The sequence below is a fragment of the Collinsella sp. CLA-JM-H32B genome, from assembly GCF_040098065.1.
Classification (GTDB): domain Bacteria; phylum Actinomycetota; class Coriobacteriia; order Coriobacteriales; family Coriobacteriaceae; genus Collinsella.
Genome location: NZ_JBBNNA010000009.1, coordinates 35,122 through 59,335, shown reverse-complemented (window position 1 = coordinate 59,335; position 24,214 = coordinate 35,122). Strand labels below are relative to the sequence as shown.

Annotated in this window: 19 protein-coding genes; 4 read left to right on the top strand and 15 right to left on the bottom strand. The window is 60.7% G+C overall.

Features of this window, described 5'->3' with window-relative positions; translation table 11 throughout:
* The 7 genes from AAA138_RS06420 to AAA138_RS06390 form a co-directional block, all read right to left on the bottom strand.
* Positions 1-1,860: an ABC-F family ATP-binding cassette domain-containing protein gene (locus tag AAA138_RS06420; RefSeq protein WP_349090060.1), complete on the bottom strand. Its 1,860-nt coding sequence runs from the start codon at positions 1,858-1,860 to the stop codon at positions 1-3.
* Between the two features lie 204 nt (positions 1,861-2,064).
* The gene (gene pstB, locus AAA138_RS06415) at positions 2,065-2,937 is read right to left on the bottom strand and encodes a phosphate ABC transporter ATP-binding protein PstB (protein WP_349090059.1); all 873 of its coding nucleotides are present in this window, start codon (positions 2,935-2,937) and stop codon (positions 2,065-2,067) included.
* On the bottom strand, positions 2,934-3,860 hold the full coding sequence (gene pstA / locus AAA138_RS06410; RefSeq protein WP_082437810.1) for a phosphate ABC transporter permease PstA: 927 nt from the start codon (positions 3,858-3,860) through the stop codon (positions 2,934-2,936). Before pstA ends, pstB begins: the two co-directional genes overlap by 4 nt.
* Positions 3,853-4,761 (bottom strand): phosphate ABC transporter permease subunit PstC, encoded by a 909-nt coding sequence (gene pstC / locus AAA138_RS06405; protein ID WP_349090058.1) that lies wholly within the window; start codon positions 4,759-4,761, stop codon positions 3,853-3,855. Before pstC ends, pstA begins: the two co-directional genes overlap by 8 nt.
* A gap of 25 nt (positions 4,762-4,786) precedes the next feature.
* On the bottom strand, positions 4,787-5,743 hold the full coding sequence (locus tag AAA138_RS06400; protein ID WP_229030421.1) for a phosphate ABC transporter substrate-binding protein: 957 nt from the start codon (positions 5,741-5,743) through the stop codon (positions 4,787-4,789).
* Between the two features lie 275 nt (positions 5,744-6,018).
* Entirely contained in the window at positions 6,019-7,455 is a 1,437-nt protein-coding gene (locus AAA138_RS06395; protein WP_349090057.1) for a M20 family metallopeptidase, read from the bottom strand.
* A 54-nt stretch (positions 7,456-7,509) separates the two neighbouring features.
* Positions 7,510-8,172: an HAD hydrolase-like protein gene (locus tag AAA138_RS06390; protein ID WP_349090056.1), complete on the bottom strand. Its 663-nt coding sequence runs from the start codon at positions 8,170-8,172 to the stop codon at positions 7,510-7,512.
* 156 nt (positions 8,173-8,328) lie between these two features.
* Here AAA138_RS06390 and AAA138_RS06385 point away from each other — a divergent pair, with 156 nt between their 5' ends.
* On the top strand, positions 8,329-9,189 hold the full coding sequence (locus AAA138_RS06385) for a DegV family protein (RefSeq protein ID WP_349090055.1): 861 nt from the start codon (positions 8,329-8,331) through the stop codon (positions 9,187-9,189).
* A gap of 606 nt (positions 9,190-9,795) precedes the next feature.
* Positions 9,796-12,780 carry a DEAD/DEAH box helicase family protein gene (locus tag AAA138_RS06380; RefSeq protein WP_349090054.1) on the top strand — a complete coding sequence of 995 codons (2,985 nt, stop codon included), beginning with the start codon at positions 9,796-9,798 and terminating at the stop codon, positions 12,778-12,780.
* Between the two features lie 65 nt (positions 12,781-12,845).
* On the opposite strand, the gene AAA138_RS06375 is transcribed toward AAA138_RS06380, so the two are convergent.
* The 5 genes from AAA138_RS06375 to AAA138_RS06355 all read right to left on the bottom strand — a co-directional run bounded on the left by AAA138_RS06375 (position 12,846) and on the right by AAA138_RS06355 (position 16,936).
* The gene (locus AAA138_RS06375; RefSeq protein WP_349090053.1) at positions 12,846-13,154 is read right to left on the bottom strand and encodes a type II toxin-antitoxin system YafQ family toxin; all 309 of its coding nucleotides are present in this window, start codon (positions 13,152-13,154) and stop codon (positions 12,846-12,848) included.
* Positions 13,155-13,156: 2 nt separating this feature from the next.
* The gene (locus AAA138_RS06370; RefSeq protein WP_055310238.1) at positions 13,157-13,456 is read right to left on the bottom strand and encodes a type II toxin-antitoxin system RelB/DinJ family antitoxin; all 300 of its coding nucleotides are present in this window, start codon (positions 13,454-13,456) and stop codon (positions 13,157-13,159) included.
* 113 nt (positions 13,457-13,569) lie between these two features.
* The gene (locus AAA138_RS06365) at positions 13,570-14,328 is read right to left on the bottom strand and encodes a TIGR00730 family Rossman fold protein (protein WP_349090051.1); all 759 of its coding nucleotides are present in this window, start codon (positions 14,326-14,328) and stop codon (positions 13,570-13,572) included.
* Positions 14,329-14,562: 234 nt separating this feature from the next.
* The gene (tgt, locus tag AAA138_RS06360) at positions 14,563-15,702 is read right to left on the bottom strand and encodes a tRNA guanosine(34) transglycosylase Tgt (protein ID WP_055285790.1); all 1,140 of its coding nucleotides are present in this window, start codon (positions 15,700-15,702) and stop codon (positions 14,563-14,565) included.
* A 433-nt stretch (positions 15,703-16,135) separates the two neighbouring features.
* Positions 16,136-16,936, bottom strand: a complete 801-nt coding sequence (locus tag AAA138_RS06355) for an SDR family oxidoreductase (protein WP_349090049.1) — start codon at positions 16,934-16,936, stop codon at positions 16,136-16,138.
* Positions 16,937-17,232: 296 nt separating this feature from the next.
* Here AAA138_RS06355 and AAA138_RS06350 point away from each other — a divergent pair, with 296 nt between their 5' ends.
* On the top strand, positions 17,233-18,996 hold the full coding sequence (locus AAA138_RS06350) for a hypothetical protein (protein ID WP_349090048.1): 1,764 nt from the start codon (positions 17,233-17,235) through the stop codon (positions 18,994-18,996).
* 413 nt (positions 18,997-19,409) lie between these two features.
* Here AAA138_RS06350 and queA read toward each other — a convergent pair whose 3' ends face one another.
* The 3 genes from queA to AAA138_RS06335 form a co-directional block, all read right to left on the bottom strand.
* The gene (gene queA, locus AAA138_RS06345; RefSeq protein ID WP_349090083.1) at positions 19,410-20,621 is read right to left on the bottom strand and encodes a tRNA preQ1(34) S-adenosylmethionine ribosyltransferase-isomerase QueA; all 1,212 of its coding nucleotides are present in this window, start codon (positions 20,619-20,621) and stop codon (positions 19,410-19,412) included.
* Between the two features lie 70 nt (positions 20,622-20,691).
* A complete protein-coding gene (locus AAA138_RS06340; RefSeq protein WP_349090047.1) occupies positions 20,692-21,267 on the bottom strand; it encodes an epoxyqueuosine reductase QueH in 576 nt (191 codons plus the stop codon).
* A 35-nt stretch (positions 21,268-21,302) separates the two neighbouring features.
* Positions 21,303-21,872, bottom strand: a complete 570-nt coding sequence (locus AAA138_RS06335; protein ID WP_349090046.1) for a DUF3267 domain-containing protein — start codon at positions 21,870-21,872, stop codon at positions 21,303-21,305.
* A 132-nt stretch (positions 21,873-22,004) separates the two neighbouring features.
* Here AAA138_RS06335 and AAA138_RS06330 point away from each other — a divergent pair, with 132 nt between their 5' ends.
* Positions 22,005-24,155, top strand: coding sequence for a class I tRNA ligase family protein (locus AAA138_RS06330; protein WP_349090044.1), 2,151 nt, complete (start codon positions 22,005-22,007; stop codon positions 24,153-24,155).
* Positions 24,156-24,214 lie beyond the last annotated feature (59 nt).

Below are 24,214 nucleotides of genomic sequence, written 5' to 3'. Positions count from 1 at the left end.
CTACTCCTCGCCCTCGAGCTTTTCGCTCGCCTCAAGCCACGCCATCTCTAGCTCGTCCATGGCGGCGTGGGCCTCGTCGATCTTTGCCTGCTGCTCGCCAAGCGCCGTGTAGTTGGTGGGATCGACCTGGGCCATGGCGGCCTCGGCCTCCTCCACGCGAGCGCGCTGCGTCTCCATCTTGCGCTCGAGCGAGCTCACCTCGCGGCGAAGCTTCTGACGCTCGGCGTTGGACAGGCCGTTGGGCTGCCCGCTCGTCTTAGGCTTTTCGGCCGCAACCGCTGCGGCACCGGTGTCGAACGTGCCGGTCTTGGCACTCGGCGCGCCCACGGGCTCGCCCTCGGCGGTGGCGTTGCACAGGCGCAGGTACTGATCGACGCCGCCGGGCATATGCGTCAGGTGGCCGTCAAGCAGTGCCCACTGTTGGTCGGTCACGCGCTCCATGAGGAAACGGTCGTGCGTCACCAGGATCAGCGTGCCGGGCCAGCCGTCCAGCAGATCCTCGACAATCGCGAGCATATCGGTATCCAGGTCGTTGCCCGGCTCGTCCAGGATAAGCACGTTGGGCTCGTCCAGGATCGTCAGCAGCAGCGACAGGCGACGGCGTTGGCCGCCCGAAAGGTCGCCGATACGACTCCAGAGCTGTTGGGTCGTAAAGCCCAGGCGCTCGCAGAGCTTCTCGGGCGAAGTCTCCTTGCCGTCGATGACGTAGTACTTCTTATAGTTGCTGAGCACCTCGCGGATCGTGTCGCCCATGTAGGGCTCGAGCTCCTCGAGCTGCTGCGATAGCACGCCAAAACGTACCGTCTGGCCGATCTTCACGCGGCCGCGCAGGGGCGCGATCTTGCCCTGGATCACGTCGAGCAGCGTGGACTTGCCGGCACCGTTCTCACCCAAAAGACCATAGCGGTCGCCCGCACCGATAAGCCAGGTCACGTCGGAGAGCACCTGCTTGGGCGCGCCGTCGGTATCCGCATAGCCGGCGTCCACGTCGATCACGTCGATGACCTGCTTGCCCAGGCGGCTCACCGCCAGGCGCTTGAGCTCCAGCTCGTCGCGCACGGGCGGCACGTCGGCGATGAGTTCGCGAGCGGCATCCACGCGAAACTTGGGCTTGGTGGAGCGCGCCTGGGCGCCACGGCTCAGCCACGCGAGCTCCTTGCGTGCCATGTTGCGACGACGCTCCTCGGTAACTGCGGCCATGCGGTCGCGCTCCACGCGCTGCAGGATGTATGCCGAGTAGCCGCCCTCGAAGGGATCGACCTGGCCGTCGTGGACCTCCCACATGCTGGTGCAGACCTCGTCCAAGAACCAGCGATCGTGCGTGACCACGAGCATGGCGCCCTGACCGCGCTGCCAGCGGGCCTTTAAGTGACGCGCGAGCCAGTTGATGGTGCGCATGTCCAGGTGGTTGGTGGGCTCGTCGAGCATGAGCACGTCGTAGTCGCCGATCAGCAGGCGCGCAAGGTCCACGCGACGGCGCTGACCGCCCGAAAGCTCGCCCACCGTGCCCTCCCAGGGCACATCGCTAATGAGACCGGCGAGGATCTGGCGCGTACGCGGACTCGACGCCCACTCATACTCGGGAGTGTCGCCCACGACGGCATGATGCACGGTATCGGTGTCGACAAGTTGGTCCTTTTGGCCGAGCAGACCGATCGTGGTGCCGCGGCGATGCGTCACGCGGCCATCGTCGGGCTCCAGCGTGCCGGCGAGCACGCTCAGCAGCGTCGACTTGCCGTCGCCGTTTTTACCAACAATACCAATGCGGTCGCCCTCGCCCACGCCGAGCGTCACGCTATCGAAAATATGCTTGGTGGGAAACTCTAGGCTGATGGAATCGCATCCCAAAAGAATCGCCATATGCCCTGCTCCTTCGTAGAAATTCAACGTTGTCCATGATAGCAGCGAGCCCCACCCCAAACCACCACGAAGGTGCCTGTCCCCTTTGTGGTGGTCGATTCGGTTGCAGAGCAAAAGGCGGGCCATCTCCCATAAGAGATGACCCGCCTCTCCAATCAGTCCCGTGGCGACCGTGGCCGCCGCGGGCCTCAAGCATGTCCCGGACTAGGAGAACATGCCGGTGAGGTAATCGTTCAGCCGCTTGTCCTTGGGCCGTTGGAATATCTCGTCGGTCTCGTCGTACTCGACCATATCGCCCATGTAGAAGAACGCCGTGCGGTTGGACACGCGCGACGCCTGCTCCATGTTGTGCGTCACGATGACGATGGCGCGCTCGGCCACAATCGACGACATAAGGTCCTCAATCGCCAGCGTCGAGATGGGATCGAGCGCCGAGCAGGGCTCGTCAAACAGGATTACGTCGGGGTTGAGCGCCAGCGTGCGTGCAATGCACAGGCGCTGCTGCTGACCGCCTGAAAGCGCATAGGCGCTCTTGTCGAGCTTGTCCTTGACCTCGTCCCACAGCGCCGCGCCGCGCAGACTCTCCTCGACCATGCGGTCGAGCTCGTCACGGTCGGTGATGCCGTGGCGCTTAGGCGCAAACGTGATGTTGTCGCGAATGGACTTGCGGAACGGGTTGGGCTGCTGAAACACCATGCCAATGGAGCGACGCAGCTCATAGGTGTTCTCGGCCTTGGTGTTCACGTTGCGCCCGCGGTAGTTGATCTCGCCCTCCACGCGGCAGCCGCGAATCTCTCGATTCATCAGGTTGAGGCTGCGCAAGAAGGTCGACTTACCGCAGCCCGAAGGCCCGATGAGTGCCGTGATCTCACCCTTGTGAAAGTCGAGCGACGTATCGTGCAGCGCATGGTGGTCGCCATAGTACACGTTGACGTCCTTGGTGGAGAGCACGACCTCGTCGCTCACGGCCTTGCCGCTCACGCGCACGCGCTTTTCGCTCTCCCCCACACTCGACAGAAAGTCCTGGGTCTCGGACGATGCCGCTTCGGTTGCGGGCATTGCATTCATCTCGCTCATTCGGCCGTCATCTTCCTTGCCAGTTGCTTGCCCACGATACGGGCAACTATGTTAAACAGCAGCACGCAGATCATCAGCAGTGCAGCGGTGCCCCAAACGATCTGCTGGGCCTCGGGGCTGCCCTCGCCGTAAATCTTGTAGATGTGCACGGCGAGCGACTCACCGGGGCGGAACACGTTCCAAGCGCAGGTGGGGCTCGACAGGTTAAAGCTCAAGAAGTTCAAACGCACCGGCGAGCTCATGCCCGAGGTAAAGAGCAGTGCCGCGGCCTCGCCAAACACGCGGCCGGCCGAAAGCACGATGCCGGTCACGATGGCAGGCATGGCCTCGGGGATCAGGATGTGCAGCGTGGCCTCCCAGCGGGTAAGGCCCATGGCCAGGCACGCATCGCGCTGGGCCTGCGGCACGTCCTCGAGCGCCTGCTGGATCACGCGCACCAGGATGGGAATGTTGAACATGGTGAGCGCGACGGCGCCGGAGATGATGGAGTACTTCCAGCCCAGCTGCACCGAGAACACCAGGAAACCGAACATGCCGACAACGATGGAAGGCAGCGAGGACAGCGTCTCGATGGCGGTGGAAGCGATGTCGCGGATGGGACCGTCCGGCGCGTACTCAACCAAAAAGACCGCGCCGCCCAGGCTGATGGGCACCGAGATGATCAGGGTGATCAGCAGCAGATAGAACGAGTCGAACAGCTGGTAGAGTACGCCGCCCTGAGTTCCGTTGGCGCGCGACGGCTGCGTGAGAAAACCCGGCTGGAACAGCGTCGAGATGCCCTCGAACAGGATATAGGCCACCATGGAGACGACGATGAGCATGACGATGGCGATGATTGCCGTCAGCACGCCCGTGGCGATGCGATCCTGCTTTTGGACGCGCCCGAGTCTCGCCTCGTCGATATGGATGCGCGTGCTAGCCACGAGCCTTCGCCCCCTTGCGGCCGATAATGTGGATGATCAGGATGAAGATGAGGCTCATACCCATCAGCAGCAGACCGAGCGCCCACAGAACATCGTCCTGGGCCGAACCCTCGGCATAGACCGCCATGGACGTGGTGAGCGTGGTGGTGATGGTCGAGGCCGGCGACAGCAGCGACGTCGGCATGGCCTCGATACCGCCGATGACCATGCGCACGGCGAGCGTCTCGCCAAAGGCGCGCGTCATGCCAAGGATGACCGCAGTCATGAGCGACGGCATGGCGGACTTGAGCACCACGTGCCAGATGGTCTGCCAGCGGGTGTAGCCCAGCGCGAGCGAGCCCTGACGGTAGCCGTCGGGCACGGCGCGCAGGCCATCGACCGAAAGGGTGGTCATCGTCGGCAGGATCATGACAGCCAGCACGATGGCGCCGGGCAGGATGCCCAGACCCGTGCTCACGTGGAAAACGGACTTCATAAGTCCGACGACCACGTGAAAGCCAATCAGTCCAAAGACGACCGAGGGAATGCCGGTCAAAAGCTCAATAAGCGGCTGAAAGACCTTGGAACCAAATTTGGGTTGGATCTCGACCGCAAAGATGGCGGAGCCGATGGCGATGGGCAGCGCGATGAGCGTGGAGAGCACCATGACCGCAAACGAGGTGACGATCAGGGGCAGGGCGCCGGTATAGGGCAGACCGTTTTCGGCTGTGTTGGCCAGGTCCCACTTGGTGCCGGTGAAGAACTCGACAACCGAAACGCCATCCTTGAGAAAAGCCGAGAGGCCCTTTTGGGCGACCATGAAGATAAGCGCGGCAACGACAAGCGTCACGAGCGCTACGCACGCGCCCGTGACGCCCAGGCCCACGTTCTCAAGGTCGCGCTTTGGCAGCTGTTTTGCCATTGCAAACCTTTCCGGGGGCGATTACTTATTTAGCAGAGACCTTGCCGCTGGCGTCCTTGACGACCTTCATGGCAGAGACGGGGATAAAGCCCTGCTCCTCGACGAGCTTGCCCTGGACGTCGTCGGAAAGCATGAACTCCAGGAAGGCCGTGGTGGCCTCGTCGGCGTCCTTGGAGCAGTACATGTGCTCGGTAGCCCAGATCTTGAAGGAGTCGTCGGTGACGTTTGCGCTCTTGGGCTCGACGCCCTCGACCTTGATGGCGTTGAACTTGGAGTCATCGAAGTGCGAGAAGTCGAGGTAGGAGATGGCGTTATCGGTGCTGCCCATCTGAGTCTGGACGTCGCCGGACTTGTCGAGCTCGGCATCGCCCTTAAAGTCGACTGCCTCGTCGCCAAAGACGGCAGCCTCGAAGGTGGCGCGGGTACCGGAACCGGCCTTGCGGTTGAGAACGACGATCTTGGCGTCGTCGCCGCCGACCTCCTTCCAGTTGGTGATCTGGCCGGAGAAGATGCCCTTGAGCTGCTCGAGGGACAGGTCGTCGACCTTCACGTTCTTAGAGACGACGGGACCCATGCCCACGACGGCGACCTCGTGGTCGACGAGGTTCTTGACCTGGTCGGCCTCGAGCTTGGTCTCGGCGAAGACGTCGGAGTTACCGATGGTGACGGTGCCGGCGGCAACAGCGGTCAGACCTTTGCCCGAACCGTTGCCCGAGCCGGAGACGGAGACGTCGGGGTTGGCATCCATGAACTTCTCGGCAGCGGCCTCGACGAGAGCCTGGAACGAGGAGGCACCGTCGTAGGTCACCTCGCCGGAGACGGACTCGGCAGCAGCGGCGCTACCCTTGTCGGCGGCGTCGGATGCGCCTGCGCCGCCGCAGCCAACGAGACCGAGACCGACGATGCTGGCAAGACCACCAGCAAGGCCGAGGAACTGACGACGAGAATAAGCCTGATCGAGCATGATCTTCCTTTCGTACATGCGAATCGCGGGCACCCTGCCCGCTTTGCTGTTTGGAAAGATACGACCCCGACCGGGCAGCACCCGCGCCAACTGCGGTTTCTTACGGGCATTTGATAAACCCTTACCGCAAGCGCGGCAGGGCTTTACAAACGAATAACAATCCAGCGCCAAATATGGCGCACCTTTTACACCAATAAAAGCAAAGTTGCGGTGAAATAGTTCCTGTTTGGCTGTTAGGCAGCCGATTCTAGGAACTATTCCACCGCAACTTAGATTGGCAAAACGCCGCAACCTTAAAGCTCGAGCTCGTTGAGCCTTAAGATCGCAACAATATAGATCTTGAGCGCTTGCTTGAGCTGTTCCTCGTTGGCGCACTCGTTGGGGCCATGCATCTGGCCGCCCCATGCGGGCAACTCCAGGCCGGTCTCCTCGGGGCCAAATGACACGGCGCGGGCAAAGTTGCGCGCGTACGTGCCGCCGCCCATGGCAAAGGGCTCGGCATGCTTACCCGTAAACTCGTTATAGGTATCAATCAGCGCTTTCACGGCCGGATCGTCGGCAGAGACCGAGAACGGCACCTTTGCATGACCCACGCGACAGGTCACGTCAAAGCGCCCCACGAGCGGCTCGAGCTGCTCGCTGATGGTATCGGCGCTCGTGCTATCGGGGAAGCGCACGTCGATGACCTGCTCGATATGGCCATCCACCACACGGATGACGCCGGGGTTGCAGGTGAGCGGGCCAAACGCCGGGCTCGTCGCATCGATTCCCAGGCCGCGGCCATAGGCGTCCGCATGCACAAAGGCCAGAAACTTGACAAACTCGTGCTCGGCAGGCGTCAGCAGGCGCTCGTCGCGCGCACCAAACGCATCCTCGGCCTCGCGCAGATACGCCACGATGAGGCCGACGGCATTGATTGTTCCCTCGGGCATCGAGGCATGACCGCCAATGCCGTGGGCGAAAATCTGCGCATGCCCGTTGCCGAGCGCCGTGATCTCCAGGCGGTCGGCGTTCTCAACAGGCGCCGGCAGCTCATCGGCGGCAATCGCAAGCTCGCAGATAGACTGCGACGGAATGGCGTTGCTCGCTTCGGCGCCGCTCCAGGACACAATGCGCCCGCCGTCGATCTTGGGACTCACAAACGTCGCCCCAAACTGGCCCTTCTCGGCATTACAAACCGGGAACTCGGCATCGGGCGTAAACAGAAAGTCGGGGTTCGCGTGGTTCTCCAGATAATGGTGAACGTCGGACATGCCCACTTCCTCATCGCATCCCAGCAGCGCGCGGAAGGTATAGCGCGGGGTAATGCCGTGCTTGAGCAGATAGGCGCCGGCGTAGAGCGACAGCACCGCCGGGCCCTTGTCGTCGATTACGCCGCGACCGAGCAGCCAGCCCTCTCGGCGCTCCATCGCAAACGGGTCGGTGTTCCAACCGGGACCGGCGGGAACCACGTCCACGTGGCAGATGGTCGCGAGCTGCTTGTCGCCGCGGCCAGGGATATCGGCAATGCCCACATAGCCCTCGTCGTCGCTCGTCTGGTAGCCGAGCTTCTGCGCAATGCCGAGCGCGCAATCGAGCGCATCACGGACCGGGCGGCCAAACGGCGCACCGGGCTCTGCGTCGGCAGCAACGGCTACGGACGGATAACTCACCAGCTGCTCGATATCGGCGACGACATCTTCCCAGACCTCGTCGACATACTCAGCGACGCTCTGCTCCACCTGATTCATGGACGACCTCCTTACCAATGAGGGGCGAGCGTGCCCGCCCCTCACATCACATACTTATATAGCGAAAAGTTTAGCAAGCTCGGCCACCGAGTGCACCACCGCATCGGCACCCGCGGCCTCGTGCTCCCCCAGCGCCGCCGCGCCCGAATAGATGCCGATACACGGCACACCCATCGCGTGCGCGCCCTCCACATCGTTAAAGCGATCGCCGATCATCACGGCATCGTCGGCCGCCGCACCCAGAGCCGCCAGGGCATCGCGGACCGAATCGGCCTTGGTCTCGCGCCCCTGCGGCGGATTCATGCCAATCACCGCCTCAAACTGAGAAAGCCCGAGCTCACGCACCATGTCGATGCACTTTGCCTCCATGCGCGACGTTGCCACAGCCATACGCTTGCCCTGGGCGGTCAACCCATCCAGCAGCTCGGGAATCCCATCGAACACGGGGTACTCTTCCGGTCCCAGTTCATCAAAAAAGGCGCGGTACTCATCGGCCACAACCAGCGACTCCTCGCGGGAAAAGCCGTAAAAGTCGTGAAAGCTCTTCCACAGGGGTGGCCCGATCATGCGGCGCAGGTCACCCATCTGCGCCTCAGAAAGCCCGCGCGCAGCCAGCGTCTTGCGCGTCGAGGTCATCACCGCCCGGCCCGTATCTGCCACCGTGCCGTCAAAATCGAACAGCACGACCGGCCGTCTGCATATCTCCAACGCCTCCATCGGCATTCCTCTTCCCCAGTTGACGATTTCCACACCGACACTTCAAACTGTTGACTATTCAACAATTGAACCTAGTAATGTGGAACGACTCTACTATACTTGTCGCACTTTGCTCTCAGAAGGCGGCGCGCAAGCGCCCCAATGAAAGGTGCAATTATGTCTTTTGCCATCATAACCGACTCCACGTCGGACATCTCCCCCGCCCGCGCCCAAGAGCTCGGCATTTACGTGATTCCGCTGCATGTGATTATCGAGGGCGAGGACCTGCTCGACCAGGTGCAAATTACCGCCCAGGAGTACGTCGCGCGCATGGCCGGCACCGAGCAGCTGCCGCACACCTCGCAGCCGAGCGCCGGCGAGTTCAAGGCACTCTTTGACCGCGTGCGCGCCGACGGCCACGACAGCGCCATCTTTATCTCGCTATGCAGCGAGTGGTCTGCCTGCTATGCCAACGCCAGCCTGACGGCCGATACCCACGAGCTCGACGTGCGCTGCATCGATTCGCGCACCGGCTCGGGTGCCGAGGGCCTGCTGGTGGAGTATGCGCTCGCCATGCGCGAGGACGGCCGCAGCCTGGACGAGACCGAGGCGCAGATCCGCGCGACGCTGCCCGACGCCCACCTGCTGCTGATTCCCCGCACGCTCGAAAACCTCGTTAAGAACGGCCGCGCACCTAAACTCGCCGGCCAGCTCACGCAAATGCTCAACATTCGCCTAGCCGTTTCGCCGGAGTGGAAATCGGGCGAGATCAAGGCCATCAAGAAGGGCCGCGGCGCCAAGCGCATCGTCGCCAACACCATGGCCGACTGCCTCGCGTTTTTGGCTGAACACCCGGGTTCGAGCGTGCGCGTACTCACAACCGGCGCCGCCGAGGAGCACGAGCTCGTCAACCAGGCGCTCGCAGGCCAGAACTACGTAGACGCCGGCACCGGCCCCATCGGCTGCACCATCGCCACCCACGTAGGCGTCGACGCCATCGCCATCAGCTACTGCCCCCGCTACCAGCCCATTCACTAGGGGCACCTTTACCACTTGCGGTGGAATAGGGACTGTTTTTGGCTTATCAGCCGCAAATCAATCCCCATTCCACCGCAACCTCTTTTGCTGAGCCATCCATATACAAGATATGCTGACGATCGGCGCATTCCCAGCTGTTTGGGGGAGCTTCGACTAGCCCCTAGCGGTACCCGGTGGGCAAAAAATGGCAAATATGAGTACTGTCATAAATTTAGTAACAGCAAAATGTCGCTGAAATTGCCCGCTTCCACCGATTTCAAGCTCCATAAAGCCCCGAATCGTCGTGTTTAGAGGGGTGAATATACTAAAACTCAGTCAATTGGTCTTAGATACTTCTCAAATGATATGAGACTAACCGAGCAACAGTACTCATATTTGCCATTTTTTGCCCACCGGGTCTGAATGAGGTCCGCTCTTTACGCCTCCGGCTACCTATATGACCGCAAACCCTGATTATCAAGGGCCGTCGCGCGCCTTGGCATCGACCGAAAGCCGCTCGCAGAATAATCCCTTGCCATTAGCAAACTTGAATCGAAATTACATATCCCAAAAAGCCGTAATGCCGTACCCTCGTCTCAACAACTCCAATACAAGGACGGCATTCAAATGGGCAACGCCATGCATCAATACGCCCTCTTTGGGACCGCACAATTTAAATACGATCAGACGATCACACATATATCGGACCAACACCGACAAATCGTCATTTGCAACAACGGTTCAGACGTACGCTACGCAACGCTAGAAGAGTGGGAAGAAGCTGGCGCTTTGTTCGATGAACGAGCGCAAATCGAGGGCATCGTCACCAGCGCGAGCCCAGCACGCGATAAACTCGAGCTCTTTCGCAGTCTCTTTACCGGGCGCAAAGATGTTTACGCTCATGGATATCGCAGAAAGGACGGGGGCATTGGCTATACGCCTGCTTGTGCTAATGAGTGGGAGCCAGGAATTTGCCCCAAAGCAGCCCATCAAAGAGTTAAATGCGTAGAATGCAGCAATCGCGTCTTCCCGGAATTAAGCGATGCCGCAATCATTGCTCACTTTAAAGGCAACGATGACCGGTTCCGCGATGTCCTCGGGCAATATGTTCTCGATAGGAACTGCAACACGAAAGTTCTCGTCATCGATTTTGACAAAGCGGACTGGAAAGAGGCAACAAATGCCGTACGGCTTGTTGCAATACGACGGGGCATTAACGCCGCCGTTGAGCGCTCAAGGTCCGGCAACGGCGCCCACATCTGGTTTTTCTTCCTCGAGCCAATCAGCGCAAAGGCTGCCCGAGAGTTTGGAAGTTGCCTCATAACCGAAGCTGCGGCGCATAATAAGACAATCACGTTCGAGGCCTTTGATCGAATGCTACCCGCTCAGGCCACTATTCCCGATGGAGGCTTCGGAAACCTCATCGCACTCCCCTTTCAAGGCAAGGCGCAACGTGAAGGAAACAGTGTATTTGTAGACGAACAATTCAAGCCCTTTCCCGACCAATGGCTCTATCTATCACAAGTCCAGCTGATTCCGCGCTCGACGGTGCAAGATCTGATTGAGGCCCCTGGAAACAACCCGCACGGACCAGCAACAACTACGGTGGCAAACAAGGGCAAACGGTATGCCCAAAGACCACGAAAGCGACTACCACTCACATCGCGGGACTTTCCCTCATCGCTGCCCGTTATTCAAGCCGATATGCTGTACATCCCCGAGAAGTCTCTGAGTCCAGCAGCTCAAATGGAAATCCGCGGACTTGCGACATTTGCCAATCCGGCATTCTATCGCGCGCAGTCCATGCATCAATCAGTATTCGGCAAACCGCGACTCATAGACCTTAGCGAACTGAGAGATGGTCATGTTGCAATTCCCCGGGGCTGCAAAACTCAACTTGAGCAGCTAGTTCAAGAGACCGGCGTTACCGCCCACTATTCAGACGAGCGCAAATCGGGTAATCCGATTGTTATGGCATTTAAAGGAGTCCTTCGCCCTGAGCAGCAAATCGCCGCTGATCAGATGCTCATATACGAAGACGGAATCATGTCCGCGCCGACAGGCTTCGGTAAAACAGTCATCGGAGCTTATCTTATTGCATCCATTGGTCTTCCAACGCTCGTCATCGTTCCCAAAACCGCACTCATAACCCAATGGAAATCCCAGCTCGAGCGATTTATCGACATTACGGACAACAGGGAGCCCGTCCGAACCCCAAAAGGACGAATCAGCAAAAGGCAGCCTCCGGTCATCGGACAAATAGGAGGAGGCAAAATGGCCGTAAGCGGCCTCGTCGACATCGCTTCATTCCAGTCGTTATCTGGCAAAGACCGCCAAACCGGAGAGCCGATAGTTAAGGGCCTTGTTCGTAATTACGGCCTCATTATCTGCGACGAATGCCACCATGCCGCCGCACCACAGCTCGAGCTTATTCTCAAGTCCGCCCCGGCCAAATACGTATACGGCCTTTCTGCGACGCCCGAACGATCCGACGGCCTTACGCGGGCGCTCTCCATGCTCTGCGGCCCGCTCCGTTATGTTATCGATCCAAAAGCGCAAGCGATTCAGCAGGGCATCCAGCGCATCGTACGGCCTCGTTTTACTGGAATTCGACTACCCGCCTACGAGCCAGGTGCAAACTTCAATCAGATTCTCGACCTGCTGTGCACGCATGCAGCTAGAAACGAATTGATTGTCAACGACGCTATTGAAGCTGCGTCAAACGGCCGGCATCCGCTCGTGCTGACTAAAAGGAAAAAGCATGCCGAGGAGCTGTTCGGGATGCTCAAAAACCAAGGACACGAACCCGTTCTCCTGACCGGGGAAATCGACGCCAAAGAAAGAAAAACGATACTGAGCAGTCTTCCCCGCTTCGAGCATGAACATCGAATCATCGTCGCCACCGAAAGCCTTTTGGGCGAGGGCTTCGATCTGTCCTACCTTGACACTCTACTCATTGCCACGCCGATATCGTGGGACGGCAGCATCACGCAGCAGGCGGGCAGGCTCCATAGAAGCCACGAGGGCAAGCGACGGGTTGAGATATTCGACTACGTTGATTTATCTATACCCATGCTCGCCCGCATGTACCAGAAGAGACTCAAGACCTACGCCAAGCTCGGGTACGAAGTCTACGTGACCGGAGGCAGCGAGCAGTCCGATCAAAACATTCTCATAGAACCGGCTAATGCCGTAGAGACTCTGGTTGAAGACATCGTTGGCGCCGCCAAGAGCATCTTCATTGCCGCGCCCTACGCATCCGCCGCCTGCCTCGCAAAGCTCGGCGATGCAATCAAAGGTGCCACTGCCCGAGGGATTGCTCTTGAGTTTTTCATTGCCTCGACTCCGCGCGAAGATGCAAGCGAGACTTTGGCAGAAATGAACGTCGAGCATGCCATTAGAGCAGAAGGACGTTTGTGTGCAGCGATAATTGACGAAGAAACTATCTGGTACGGAACGATCCCGCTACTAGCTTTCCCCAAGAAAGAAGACTGCAGCATCAGGTTCAAAAACAGCGAGATCGCAGCGGAGCTCTTAGACGAAATCAACCACAAGGGAAAGCCAGATGCCACGTCAACAGGCAGGACATCCCCACCACTTGCGGTGGAATAGGGACTGTTTTTTGGCGTATCAGCCGCCAATCAGTCCCTATTTCACCGCAAGTTAAAAGCGAGTGGCTAGCTCAGTGGGCCCTGGAACAGTTCTTGATGCGAGCCCATTCTGACCAGTCGGATCACAGGATTAGTCTTATGCGGCAAGTACAGAACGACCACATCGACCAAGCCATCGGATAGGTGGAAATCGATGTGGCCGTTGTAGTTTCCGCCCGGGTTTGAGAGCTCGTGGGCGCCGTACTCCGCTGGAAGCGACCCATGGGCCACAAGCTCTGCAACCGCCGCTTTAAACTCGCTCTTTAGCTGCGGATGGATGCGCATCGTCCGTTTGTAATCCACCTTAAACTGAGCCTCGACTTTAATCTCAAACATCGCTAGCCCTCATCGAGGAACGATATAAGCTCATCAGCGTCGTTGAATGACGGGCTATCGTCCGGCAAAATCCCCAACTCATGAGCTTCGGCGATTACCATGGCACGCCTCGTCGCCTCGTTGGGCACTTCCGCCCTTCCTACAATCTCAAAAGGAATCTTTCGCTGATTTACCAGCTGCCGAACAGCAAGGTTGAGATACGAATTGAGACTCAAACCAACTGAGTCCAAGAACTCAGTCGCCTGTTCCTTGAGCCCCTCTTCGATGCGAACCGTCGTAGGCTTAACCGTTGCAGTAGACATACGCGACCTCCTCGCCTCGTCTTTTGCATCAGTATACCCAGTTTAGATGGCAGGCTGATGTTAAATAACATCAATCTGCCGTTCTCATTACTACAACAACAGGCACGCTCGCCCTACATCAACCCGCTCAGGACAATGTCGACAGCTTCGTTGAGGTCGTCGGTGATGTGTACGAGCTCGGGATCGAGCGGGCTGATCATACCGGTGTCCATCACCGGACCGTTAAGCCAGTCGAATAGGCCCTGCCAGTACTCGGTACCCACCAGCACAAGCGGCATGCGCTTGACCTTGTGCGTCTGCACCAGCGTAAGCACCTCGAACATCTCGTCGAGCGTGCCAAAACCGCCGGGAAACACGATAGCACCCGAGCTGTATTTAACGAACATGGTCTTGCGCACAAAGAAGTAACGGAAGTCCATGCCGAGGTTCACGTATTTATTGAGCCCATGCTCGTGCGGCAACTCAATGCCAAGGCCAACTGACTTGCCGTTGACGCTCGCCGCTCCCCTGTTGGCCGCCTCCATGATGCCGGGGCCGCCACCGGTTATGACCGCCACGCCGCGCTGGGCGATTTTGCGGCCGACGGTACGCGCCGCCTTGTAGAGTGGATCGGTCTTGGGCGTGCGGGCGCTGCCGAAGATGGTCACCGCGGGCCCGAGCTCGGCAAGCGCACCAAAGCCGTCGACAAACTCGGCCTGAATGCGCAGCACGCGCCACGGATCAGCATGCAGCCAGTCGGTCGACTCCTCGGGCGCCAGCAGGTTGGCGTAGGTGTTGTCCTTAGGAATCATGGGGCCGCGCATGACCACGGGGCCGCGGCGGTACGTCTCGTCGTAGGCGGGCTCGCCCTCGACGTTCTCATTCTTAATCATGGGTACTCCTATCGAGAAAAAGAAAACGGGCGGGGTCGACGCCATGCGCCAAACACCCGCCCGAACATCAACTATTCGGTATGGTACCCACGATGCATCAAGTGCTTGCAAGCTATCGGTCAGCGGTCGCGCAACCGATGCCGGCGCATGCGATGGCCGGCGCCGGTTGCGCGCGGTCGATTGGCACACGATCTCGACACCGCACGAACGCCCCCACAAGCACGCCCGCAGCTCTTAGTAGTCCACCGCCGCAGGACTGTTCATCCAGTCGCTCACAAACGCGCCGTAGCGGCCCTCGATAATGGCCTGGCGGGCACGCTGCATAAGGTTGAGCAGGTAGTAGATGTTGTGCATCGACAGCAGAATACCGCCGAGCATCTCCTTCTGCGTGACCATGTGACGGATGAGCGCGCGGCTGTAGCCGCCCGTGCACACCGGGCAGGTGCAGGTGGGGTCGATGGGGCCGTCGTCGTGCGCAAAGCGCGCGTTGCGGAAGTTAAGGCGACCTTCACTGGAGAACGCCGTACCCATGCGGCCGGTGCGCGTCGGCAGCACGCAGTCGAACATGTCGATGCCCACGCCAACGCCGCGCACGAGCGTGGTAGGGTTGCCGACGCCCATGAGGTAGCGCGGCTTGTGCTTAGGCATGTACTCGGAAACCAGCGGCGCCAGAGTCTCGAACATGGTCTCGTGGTCCTCGCCCACCGAGTAGCCGCCGATGCCGTAGCCGGGGAAGTCGCCGCACTCCTCCAGGTGGCGCAGCGATCGAAGGCGCAGGTCCAGATGCATGCCGCCCTGGACGATGCCAAAGAGTGCCTGGTCATCGCGGGTGTGAGCCTTGTAGCAGCGCTCGGCCCACATGCTTGACAGCTCCACGGCGCGCTCGACGTAGGCGCGCGTGGCAGGATAGCCGGGGCACTGATCGAGCTGCATGCAGATGTCGGAGCCGAGCTTCATGGCGATTTCCATGTTGTCCTCGGGCGTCCAGAACACGTGGCGGCCGTCGTAGTCGTTGACGATAAAGCGCACGCCCTCGTCAGTGAGCTTGACGGCGTCGTTGTGGCTGAAGACCTGGAAACCGCCCGAATCGGTGAGGATGGGGCCGTGCCAGTTCATAAACTTGTGTAGGCCGCCCAGCTCGGCGATGGTGTCCTCGCCGGGACGCATGGACAGGTGGTAGGTATTGGCAAGCACGATCTGGGCGCCGAGCTGCTTGACGGTCTCGGTAGGAATACCCTTGACGTTTGCCTTGGTGCCCACGGGCATAAAGATCGGCGTCTCGATGTCGCCGTGCGGGGTGTGCAGCACGCCGGCGCGCGCGTGCGTCGTCGGGTCCTCGGCGATCAGGTCGAATTTAAAAAGGCTCTGGTCCATAAACTGGAACTCCTTGGTTGCGGTTCATACGCAAACCATTATACGGGCAACCAACAACCCGCACCGACTCGACAGAAACTGATGCAAAGGGGTCATAGTCATTGGGGACGTTCTTAAACGACTAGCCGTCGGGGACAGTCTTCAGCGCCACCTTACAAAGGAGTGTCCCAATCTGCCGGCAAGAGTGTCCCCAAGTGCCGGCAAGAGCGTCCCCCTCGACTAGTCATTTAAGAACGTCCCCAACGACTACATCAACAAAGGCAACGCCGATGCTCTGGCAACGTCAGCGAGCGGTCGCCAGAGCGAACAAGTTGGCATGAAAAGAGGGCGGCATAGACCTTCTGGTCATGCCGCCCTCTTTGAATGACAAATTGTCGCTCTGGTGACCGCGCAGCGTCGGCCCGTTACGGCGTTTGGTAAAACGCCGTAACTCCTACGGCCGCTGGCCCATGCCACCCTCGAGGGTGACGGTCTCGCCGTTCATGTACTTAAAGTCGGGGCCGCAGAGCTGAACGACCACGCGGCCGATCTCCTTCTCGACGTCGCCGTAGTGGCCTGCCGGCGGCATGTGGACGTTGGCCTTAAACGCCTCGGGATAGGCATCCTGGAAGTTCTCGAGCGCAGCAGTCCAGGCAAGCGGGCACACAATGTTGACGTTGATGCCGTCCTTGCCCCACTCGTTGGCGGCGACGCGGGTCAGACCGCGGACGCCCTCCTTGGCGGCAGCATAGCTGCACTGGCCATAGTTGCCAAACAGGCCGGCGCCCGAAGCAAAGTTGACCACGGAGCCCTTGGTCTCCTTCAGGTGCGGATAGGCCTTCTGCATGTACAGGTAGGTGGCATACAGGCCAGAGTAAATGGCCAGGTTAAACTGGTCCATAGTGTGGTCGGCGATGGTCACACCCGAGGCGCTGGCCTGAGCGTTGTTGACGACGGCGTCGATGCGACCGAACTCCTCAATCGCCTTGTCGATAACGTTCTGCACGACGGCCTCGTTGTCCTGACCAGCCGAGACATCGGCCTGAACAGGCAGAACCTTGACGCCGTACTCGGCCTCAAGAGACTCTTTGGCAGCCTCGAGCTTGGCGACGTTGCGACCGGTGATAACGAGGTTCGCGCCCTCCTTGGCAAAAGCGATATCGATACCGTAGCCGATGGAGCCAGCAGAGCCGTCCTTAAGCGTGGCCTTGCCGCCGCCGGTGACGATCACGGTCTTACCAGTGAAAAGTCCCATACGAAGTCCTTTCAAAATCGCGACGGGCACGCCCGCCGACTGCGCGCATCCAAAATAAACGCGCCAAAAGCTGAGATGCAACTTTAGCTTCTTCAAGTGAAAAGAAAAGGCCTCGATAGGCGAACGGCATAACGTTTTTCGGCGAAGGGATTGTCAAGTAAAAATTGGGTAGAGCGGCCGAGTTTTTGCTATCGACGCGAGCCATCGAACACGTTTTGAAACTTTGCTGCGGCGCGCGGGATGTCGGCGCGAGACTTTATCATAGGGTGACAAACAACGATGAGGAGCACATGCCTATGACAGACGAGCTGGACCCCCAGACTCAACAGCATATTGATGATTCCGCAGACGTCGCCGCAGATACTGACGCCGCGACCTGCAATGATACCGACGTCGACGACGCCACTCTGGATAACGGCGCTGCGGCGGAAACCCCTGCGACCGAAGATGCCGACGAGCAAAACGGCGATTCGGCCGCTCAGGACGACGCCCCCGAAAAGGACGCCACCCCGCAAGTAGCGGGCCCCATCGAGGTGTCTTCGGAAGAAGAGCTCGACGCCGTCATGGACTCCATGATGGATGCCGTCAAAGCGATGAAGGACGCCGTCGCCGATGCTGATGTCGACGCCGAGGAAGAGGAAGCCGCCGAGGCTGCCTCGACGTTTGTGCCCGGCGAGACCCCGGTTGCCGACCAGGGCAGCACCATGCCCTCGTTCCTGCAACTCGAGCACCCCACGATCGGCGCCGACGCGGTCGACCCGCATGCAGCGGGCTTTTCTGTGATCGAAGGCGGCACCGGCAATATCGCCGCGCCGCAGACTGCCGATACGAACGCCGCCGAGGCCGCACACCCGACCACCTCGCATGCTCCCGCCACGAGCCGCGACCTGGGGAGCGCCGTCTCAAACACCGCTAACGCCGTGGGCACTTTTATCGCCCAGGGCGCGTCGGCCATGCGCGAGATGAACGCCGCCAAAAAGGCGCTCGCCGATGCCCGCGCCCATTTAGCCGAGCTTGAGCAGCGCATCGCCGACCAGGCAGAGGAGCTCGAGACGCGCCAGGACATCGCAGACCGCTACGATCAGATCATCGCCGATCAACGCCAGGCGATTGCCGCGGCACAAAAGACCGCTGCGGCAGCTGAAATTAACCGTGATGCCCGTGCCGCCAAAGCGACTGAGCTCAAGGGCCAGCTCGAGCAAATGAAGGCAGAAGATGATGCGACCGAGCTCCGCCTGAAGGCTGCACTCGACGCCGTGGAAGCCCGCGAGGCGAGCTCGCGCGAGACCGGCAACCGCCTCGTTCGTCGCCTTGAGGATTCCAAGCGCATCCGCGACAAAGTGAAGGCTGAGCGCGATGCCGGTGTCGCCGCCGCACGACAAACTGCCGATGCTACGCGCGCGCAGCTCGAGACCTTGCGTCGTGAGTATGCCGAGCTGCAGCGCAACCCTTCGGCAAATCCCGCCAATTACACCGTGCGCACCAGCGAGTTGTCTATGCAAATCTCCGACGCTGCCGACGCCCTCCGCAAGGCCGAGGAAGATATTCCGCGCGTGACCGCCGATCTTGAGCATTCACTCGCCGCCGCCGAGCAGGCCGTCGAGCAGGCACAGGCCCCCATCGCTGACGCTAAACGAGCGCACCAGGCCGTAACGGCTGAGGCAGATGCCGCGCGCGACGAGTTGCAGTCCGCAAAAACTGCCGCCGCGACGCGCCAGCGCGAGCTGCGCGAAAAGATCGCCACACAGGACAAGGCACGCCGCGAGCAAGAGCAGGCCATCGCAAACGCCCGGGCAGATGCCGCGCATGCGCAGTCGATTATCGAGCAGGCGACCGAGGTGCACGACCATCCCGAGATCACCGAATCGCTCGCCGGGTCCTTGGCGCGCGACAAGGCCGAGCATACCGAGACCGAGCGCGAAGTTGCCCAACTCGAGGCCGCCGAAGACGACGTTCGCAAGCGAACCCGCGACTCACGCGTCAAATTCACCGGAGCCATCGCCTGCATCATCGCAGCAATCCTGGTGATCATCCTGATCTGGCTGTTCGCGAGCAAGTAAACCCGCTGCCAAAAACGCTCAACGCAGTTGCGGTGAGATAGTTCCTGTTGAGCCCTCAAAAAGGCCAATTCAAGAACTATCTCACCGCAACTTTTTGATTGGTGCAAGGTAGTCATTGGGGACGTTCTTAAACGACTAGTCGAACAAGAACGTCCCCAACGACTAGTCAAGTGCCAAGCGCCGCAAGAGTGTCCCCTTTGACTAGTCATTTAAGAACGTCCCCAATGACTACAGCAACAACCACGGCAACGCCAATGTTTTGGCGCGGACAGCGAAAACGCCCCTAAGCGAGCAAGGTGACGTGAAAGAGGAGGGCATTGACCTTCTGGTCATGCCCGACGATTGAACGTCAGATTGCCGCTTAGGGGCGTTTGCAGCGTCGGCCGGTTACGGCGTTTGGAAAACGCCGTAACCTACAAAATGAGCATTGCATCGCCAAAGCTGAAGAAGCGGTAGCGCTCCTCGATGGCGGCGGCGTAGGCATCCATGATCTGGTCGCGGGAGGCAAGCGCGCTTACGAGCATCATGAGCGTGGAGCGCGGCACGTGGAAGTTCGTGATCAGCGCGTCAACCACGTGATAGGTCGAGCCAGGCATGAGGTAGAGCTGCGTCGTCGCGTTCTCGCGCACCACGATGTCACCGCGGCCGAGCGTGTCGGCGCCGTCCTCACGGCCCTCAAAATAGCGCGCCGTCACAGCCGGATCGGACACCGGCGCGTCCGCGTCAAACGCGCTCTCGAGCGAGCGCACCGCCGTGGTACCGACGGCGATCACGCGATGCCCCTCGGCCTTCGCCTTATGCACGGCGTCGACGACCTCCTGCGATACGTGGTAGCGCTCGGTGTGCATCACGTGCTGCGTGGGGTCGTCCTCCTCCACCAGACGGAAGGTATCGATGCCGACCTCGAGTTCGACAGCGGCAAACTTCGCACCCTTGGCCTCGATAGCGGCCATGAGCTCGGGAGTAAAGTGCAGACCCGCCGTAGGAGCGGCAGCCGAATGCTCCTCCTTCATGGCGTACACGGTCTGGTACTTCTCGGGGTCGCCCTCGTAGTCGGTAATGTAGGGCGGTAGTGGCACATGGCCGGCAGCATGAATAGCCTCGTCGAGCGTGCGCGGGTCGCCGGCGGCATTGCAACCGGCCGGCTCAAAACGCACCAGGCGGCCGCCGCGGCTATCGATAACAAAGTCGACAACCTCGGCCGTCAGCACCACGGGAGCCCCCTCGGGCGCATGAGCGCCACCGGCACGATACTCAATCTGAGCACCGGGCTTCAGGCGCTTACCCGGCTTGACCAGGCACTCCCAAACATGACCCAGCGGGTCAACATCCTCGCGGCGCTTGAGCAGCAGCGTCTCGACCACGCCGCCCGAGCCCGTCTTGCGACCGATAAGACGGGCCGGCATCACGCGCGTCTGGTTGATGACGAGTACGTCACCCGGCTCGATATAGTCGATGATGTCGCGGAAGATGCGGTGCTCGACGGTACCGCCATGCTCCAGCGGCGTTCCAGCGTGGGTGCCCTTGCGATCCACCACCAGCAGGCGGCAGGAATCGCGCGGCTCGGCAGGAGCCTGGGCGATCAGTTCCTCAGGAAGGTTGTAATCAAAATCATCGGTACGCATAGACACGTCGGATACTCCTTATATAGCTAAAGTCCGCTCTACATCCTAGCAGGCCGCCAGCCCAAAAGAACTACTTTTTGGACGCTTTGCGCTCGTCGCGAATGCGGGCGCGGTCCATGGCCGCCTCGACAGCAGAGAAGCGGCAACCACAGTAGTTCTGCCGATACATGCCCAGCTCGCGCGAACGGCGTGTCGCTTCGGGGTAATACGGGCGAAAATCGCGAATGACCGGAGTGAGGTCGCGGGCGGCAGCCAGACGCTCCAGCACATCATTGCAGGTTTCGAACAGCTGATACGGCGAAACGGCGAGCGTCGTGCCCACATATTCAAACCCGTGCTCCTGGGCCACACGGCATGCCTCGGCCAGACGCAGGGCATAGCATGCACGACAGCGGCGGGGTCGATCGGCGCCCAACGGGGCCACACCGGCCTCCCAGCGCTCGCGGTCCTCCCCCGCCTCGATAAGCTCGATGTCGCCATCGGCACACCACCGGCGCAGCTCGTCCAAGCGGCGCTGCCATTCATCGCGCGGTTGAATATTGGGGTTGGTCCAACAAATCGTGGGCTCAAACCCCTCCTCGCGCAGCAGGCGAACCGGCTCGAGCGAACACGGCGCACAGCAAGCGTGCAGCAGCAACGGCTTCATCAACATCCCCGTCCCAAAAAAACATCCCAAAATGACTACCTTGCGAAAAAACGCACGCCAAAGGACGTGTCCTCGCAGGCGACAATGCGGCGGTCGCGCAAAATGGTCCGCACGTAATACCAATCGCCCACACAGCCCGACAAATGCAAGCCGGCCGCCAGGTAGCACAGCAGCGGATAGCCCGAGAACGCAAACCCCAGGGCAAACGCCGTCGTCACAACAACCGTCGGCGCCAGGCAAATCGCCATATACCGCATGCGCGAATACACAACGCCCTCGGCGCAGGCATAGATCATCGCCGTCTCGCGATTCGCCCCAAAGGTCACCTGCGCGCCCGCAGGCGCCAGCAGCTTAAAGAACACCGCGTGTACCAGCTCGTGCACGGCAAATGACGCCGCCGAAACCGCAGCCAAGCCGACTATCCAGCCCAAGACGGCCGTCCAACCGCCCGCGCCAGCCGCATCCAGGTCCGCAGGCCCGCCCATCAGCATAAACACCGGCACCAGGCACACGGCAAACACCGCAAGCACGGCCATCCCCCACACAAAGCAGGCGTGCAGAAAATCCTCATCTTCAAACGCATGTATGTTGGAAATCTCATTCATGGCATCTAAGGATAGCGCCCCTGCCACGTGTCCGCCCGCATGTGCGATAATGATGAACGATATGCACGAATTGACCACCGCGTCGCCAGGCCTTGCGCCCGGCCGCGCCCTCACCATATGCGAAGGAGTCCCATGGCATCCAAATACTCCATGAACGACCGTCCCAGCTGGCCGCGCCGCGCCATCGTTACCGCCGGCGAGCCCTATGGCAACAAGGGCCTGCACTTTGGCCACGTCGGCGGCGTCTTTGTCCCGGCCGACTTCTTCGCCCGCTTCCTGCGCGACCGTCTGGGCCGCGAGAACGTCATCTTCACCTCGGGTACCGACTGCTACGGCTCGCCCATCATGGAGAGCTACCGCAAGCTCAAGGAGAACGAGGGCTACGACAAGTCCATTAGCGAGTATGTCGAGTCCAATCACTCCCGCCAGGCCGCGACCCTCAACAACTACAACATCAGCTGCGATATCTATGGCGGCTCGGGCCTTGAGCCGGCGGCCCAGATCCACAACGAGGTGACCGCCGAGATTATCGAGCGTCTGCACGAGCAGGGCACCATCTCCAAGCGCTCCACGCTGCAGTTCTACGACGCCAAGGCCGGCACGTTCCTCAACGGTCGCCAGGTCATCGGCCGCTGCCCCATCCAGGGCTGCAAGTCCGAGAAGGCTTATGCCGACGAGTGCGACCTAGGTCACCAGTTTGAGCCCGAGGAGCTCATCGCGCCCAAGAGCCAGCTCACCGGCGAGGTGCCCGAGCTGCGCCCGGTCGATAACCTCTACTTCGACCTGCCCGCCTACCTCGACTTTATGAAGACCTACACCGCCAAGCTCGCCCAGAACCCGCAGGTTCGCTCCGTGGTCTCCAAGACCATGGAAGAGTGGCTGCTGCCGGCTCAGCTCTACATTCAGAACAAATTCCGCGAGGCCTTCGACGCCGTCGAGGACCTGCTCCCCGAGCACACCGTGCTGGAGCCCGAGGGCAACAAGAGCAGCTTTACCGTCACCTTCCCCAGCTGGAAGGAGCGCGATGACGCCCACGCGGTGCTCGCCAACGGCGGCGTGCGCTTCCGCAGCGGCAAGGCACTCGTGCCCTTCCGCATCACCGGCAACATCGACTGGGGCGTTCCGGTGCCCGAGGTCGACGGCGTGAACGACGTCACCTGCTGGTGCTGGCCCGAGAGCCTGTGGGCGCCCATCAGCTACACCCGCACCGTGCTCGCACGCGATGCCAAGGCCGCCGGCGTGACCGAGGGCGTCGCCGCCCAGGATGCCGCCCTCATGGGCGAGCCCGCCGCCGATTCCACGCAGGTCCCCGCGCCCACCTACCAGCACAGCTCGCTCGACTGGCGCGACTGGTGGTGCTCTGACGACGCTCAGATCTACCAGTTCATCGGCCAGGACAACATCTACTTCTACTGCATCGCGCAGACCGCCATGTGGGAGGCCCTGGGTTGGGACCTTACGCAGAGCACCGTCAGCGCCTGCTACCACCTGCTCTACATGGGCAAAAAGGCAAGCTCGTCCTCGCAGACGCCTCCCCCACCGGCAGACGACCTGCTCAACCACTACACCTGCGAGCAGATGCGCGCGCATTGGCTGTCGCTCGGCCTGTCCGAGAAGCCGGTGAGCTTTAGCCCCAAGGCATACGACACCCGCGTGACCGGCAAGGACAAGAACGGCAACGAGGTGCGCGCCTGCGACGACAAGCGCGTCATCGATCCGGCCCTTAAGGAGAGCGCCCTTTTGACCGGCGTGTTCAACCGCCTGGCCCGCAGCTGCTTCTACGGCGTCGCGGTCAAGGAGGGCGACGAGAGCCCGTACCGCAACGGCTGCATCCCCGCCGGTGCCGCCTCCGCCACCGTGGTCGAAGCCGCCGAGCAGGCAGCCCTCGCCTTTGAGCAGGCCATGTACAAGTTCGAGACGCACCGTGCGCTCGCCGTGTGCGACGACTACCTGCGTGCCGCCAACAAGCGCTGGAGCGACGCCTCCAAGGCCGCCAACAAGCTCGAAGGTGAGCCGGCAAACGCCGCAATGACGCAGGCCCTCGTCGACGCCTTTACCGAGCTGCGCGTGGCAACCGTGCTCATGCACGGCATCGTCCCGGCCGGCTGCGAGCTCATCTGCGAGTACTTCGACGTCGATCCGGTCGCCTTCTTTAGCTGGGACAACATCTTCGCCTCCACGGACGAGTTTGTGGAGAGCCTGGGCGAGAAGCCCGGTGAGCACCGCATAAAGCCGCTGCCCCCGCGCTTCGACTTCTTCAGCAAGCACGAGAGCCAGTACTAAAGCACGCCAGCAGCGGCGTGCCCGGAAAGTAGTCAATTTGGGACGGGAAGGAAAGACGG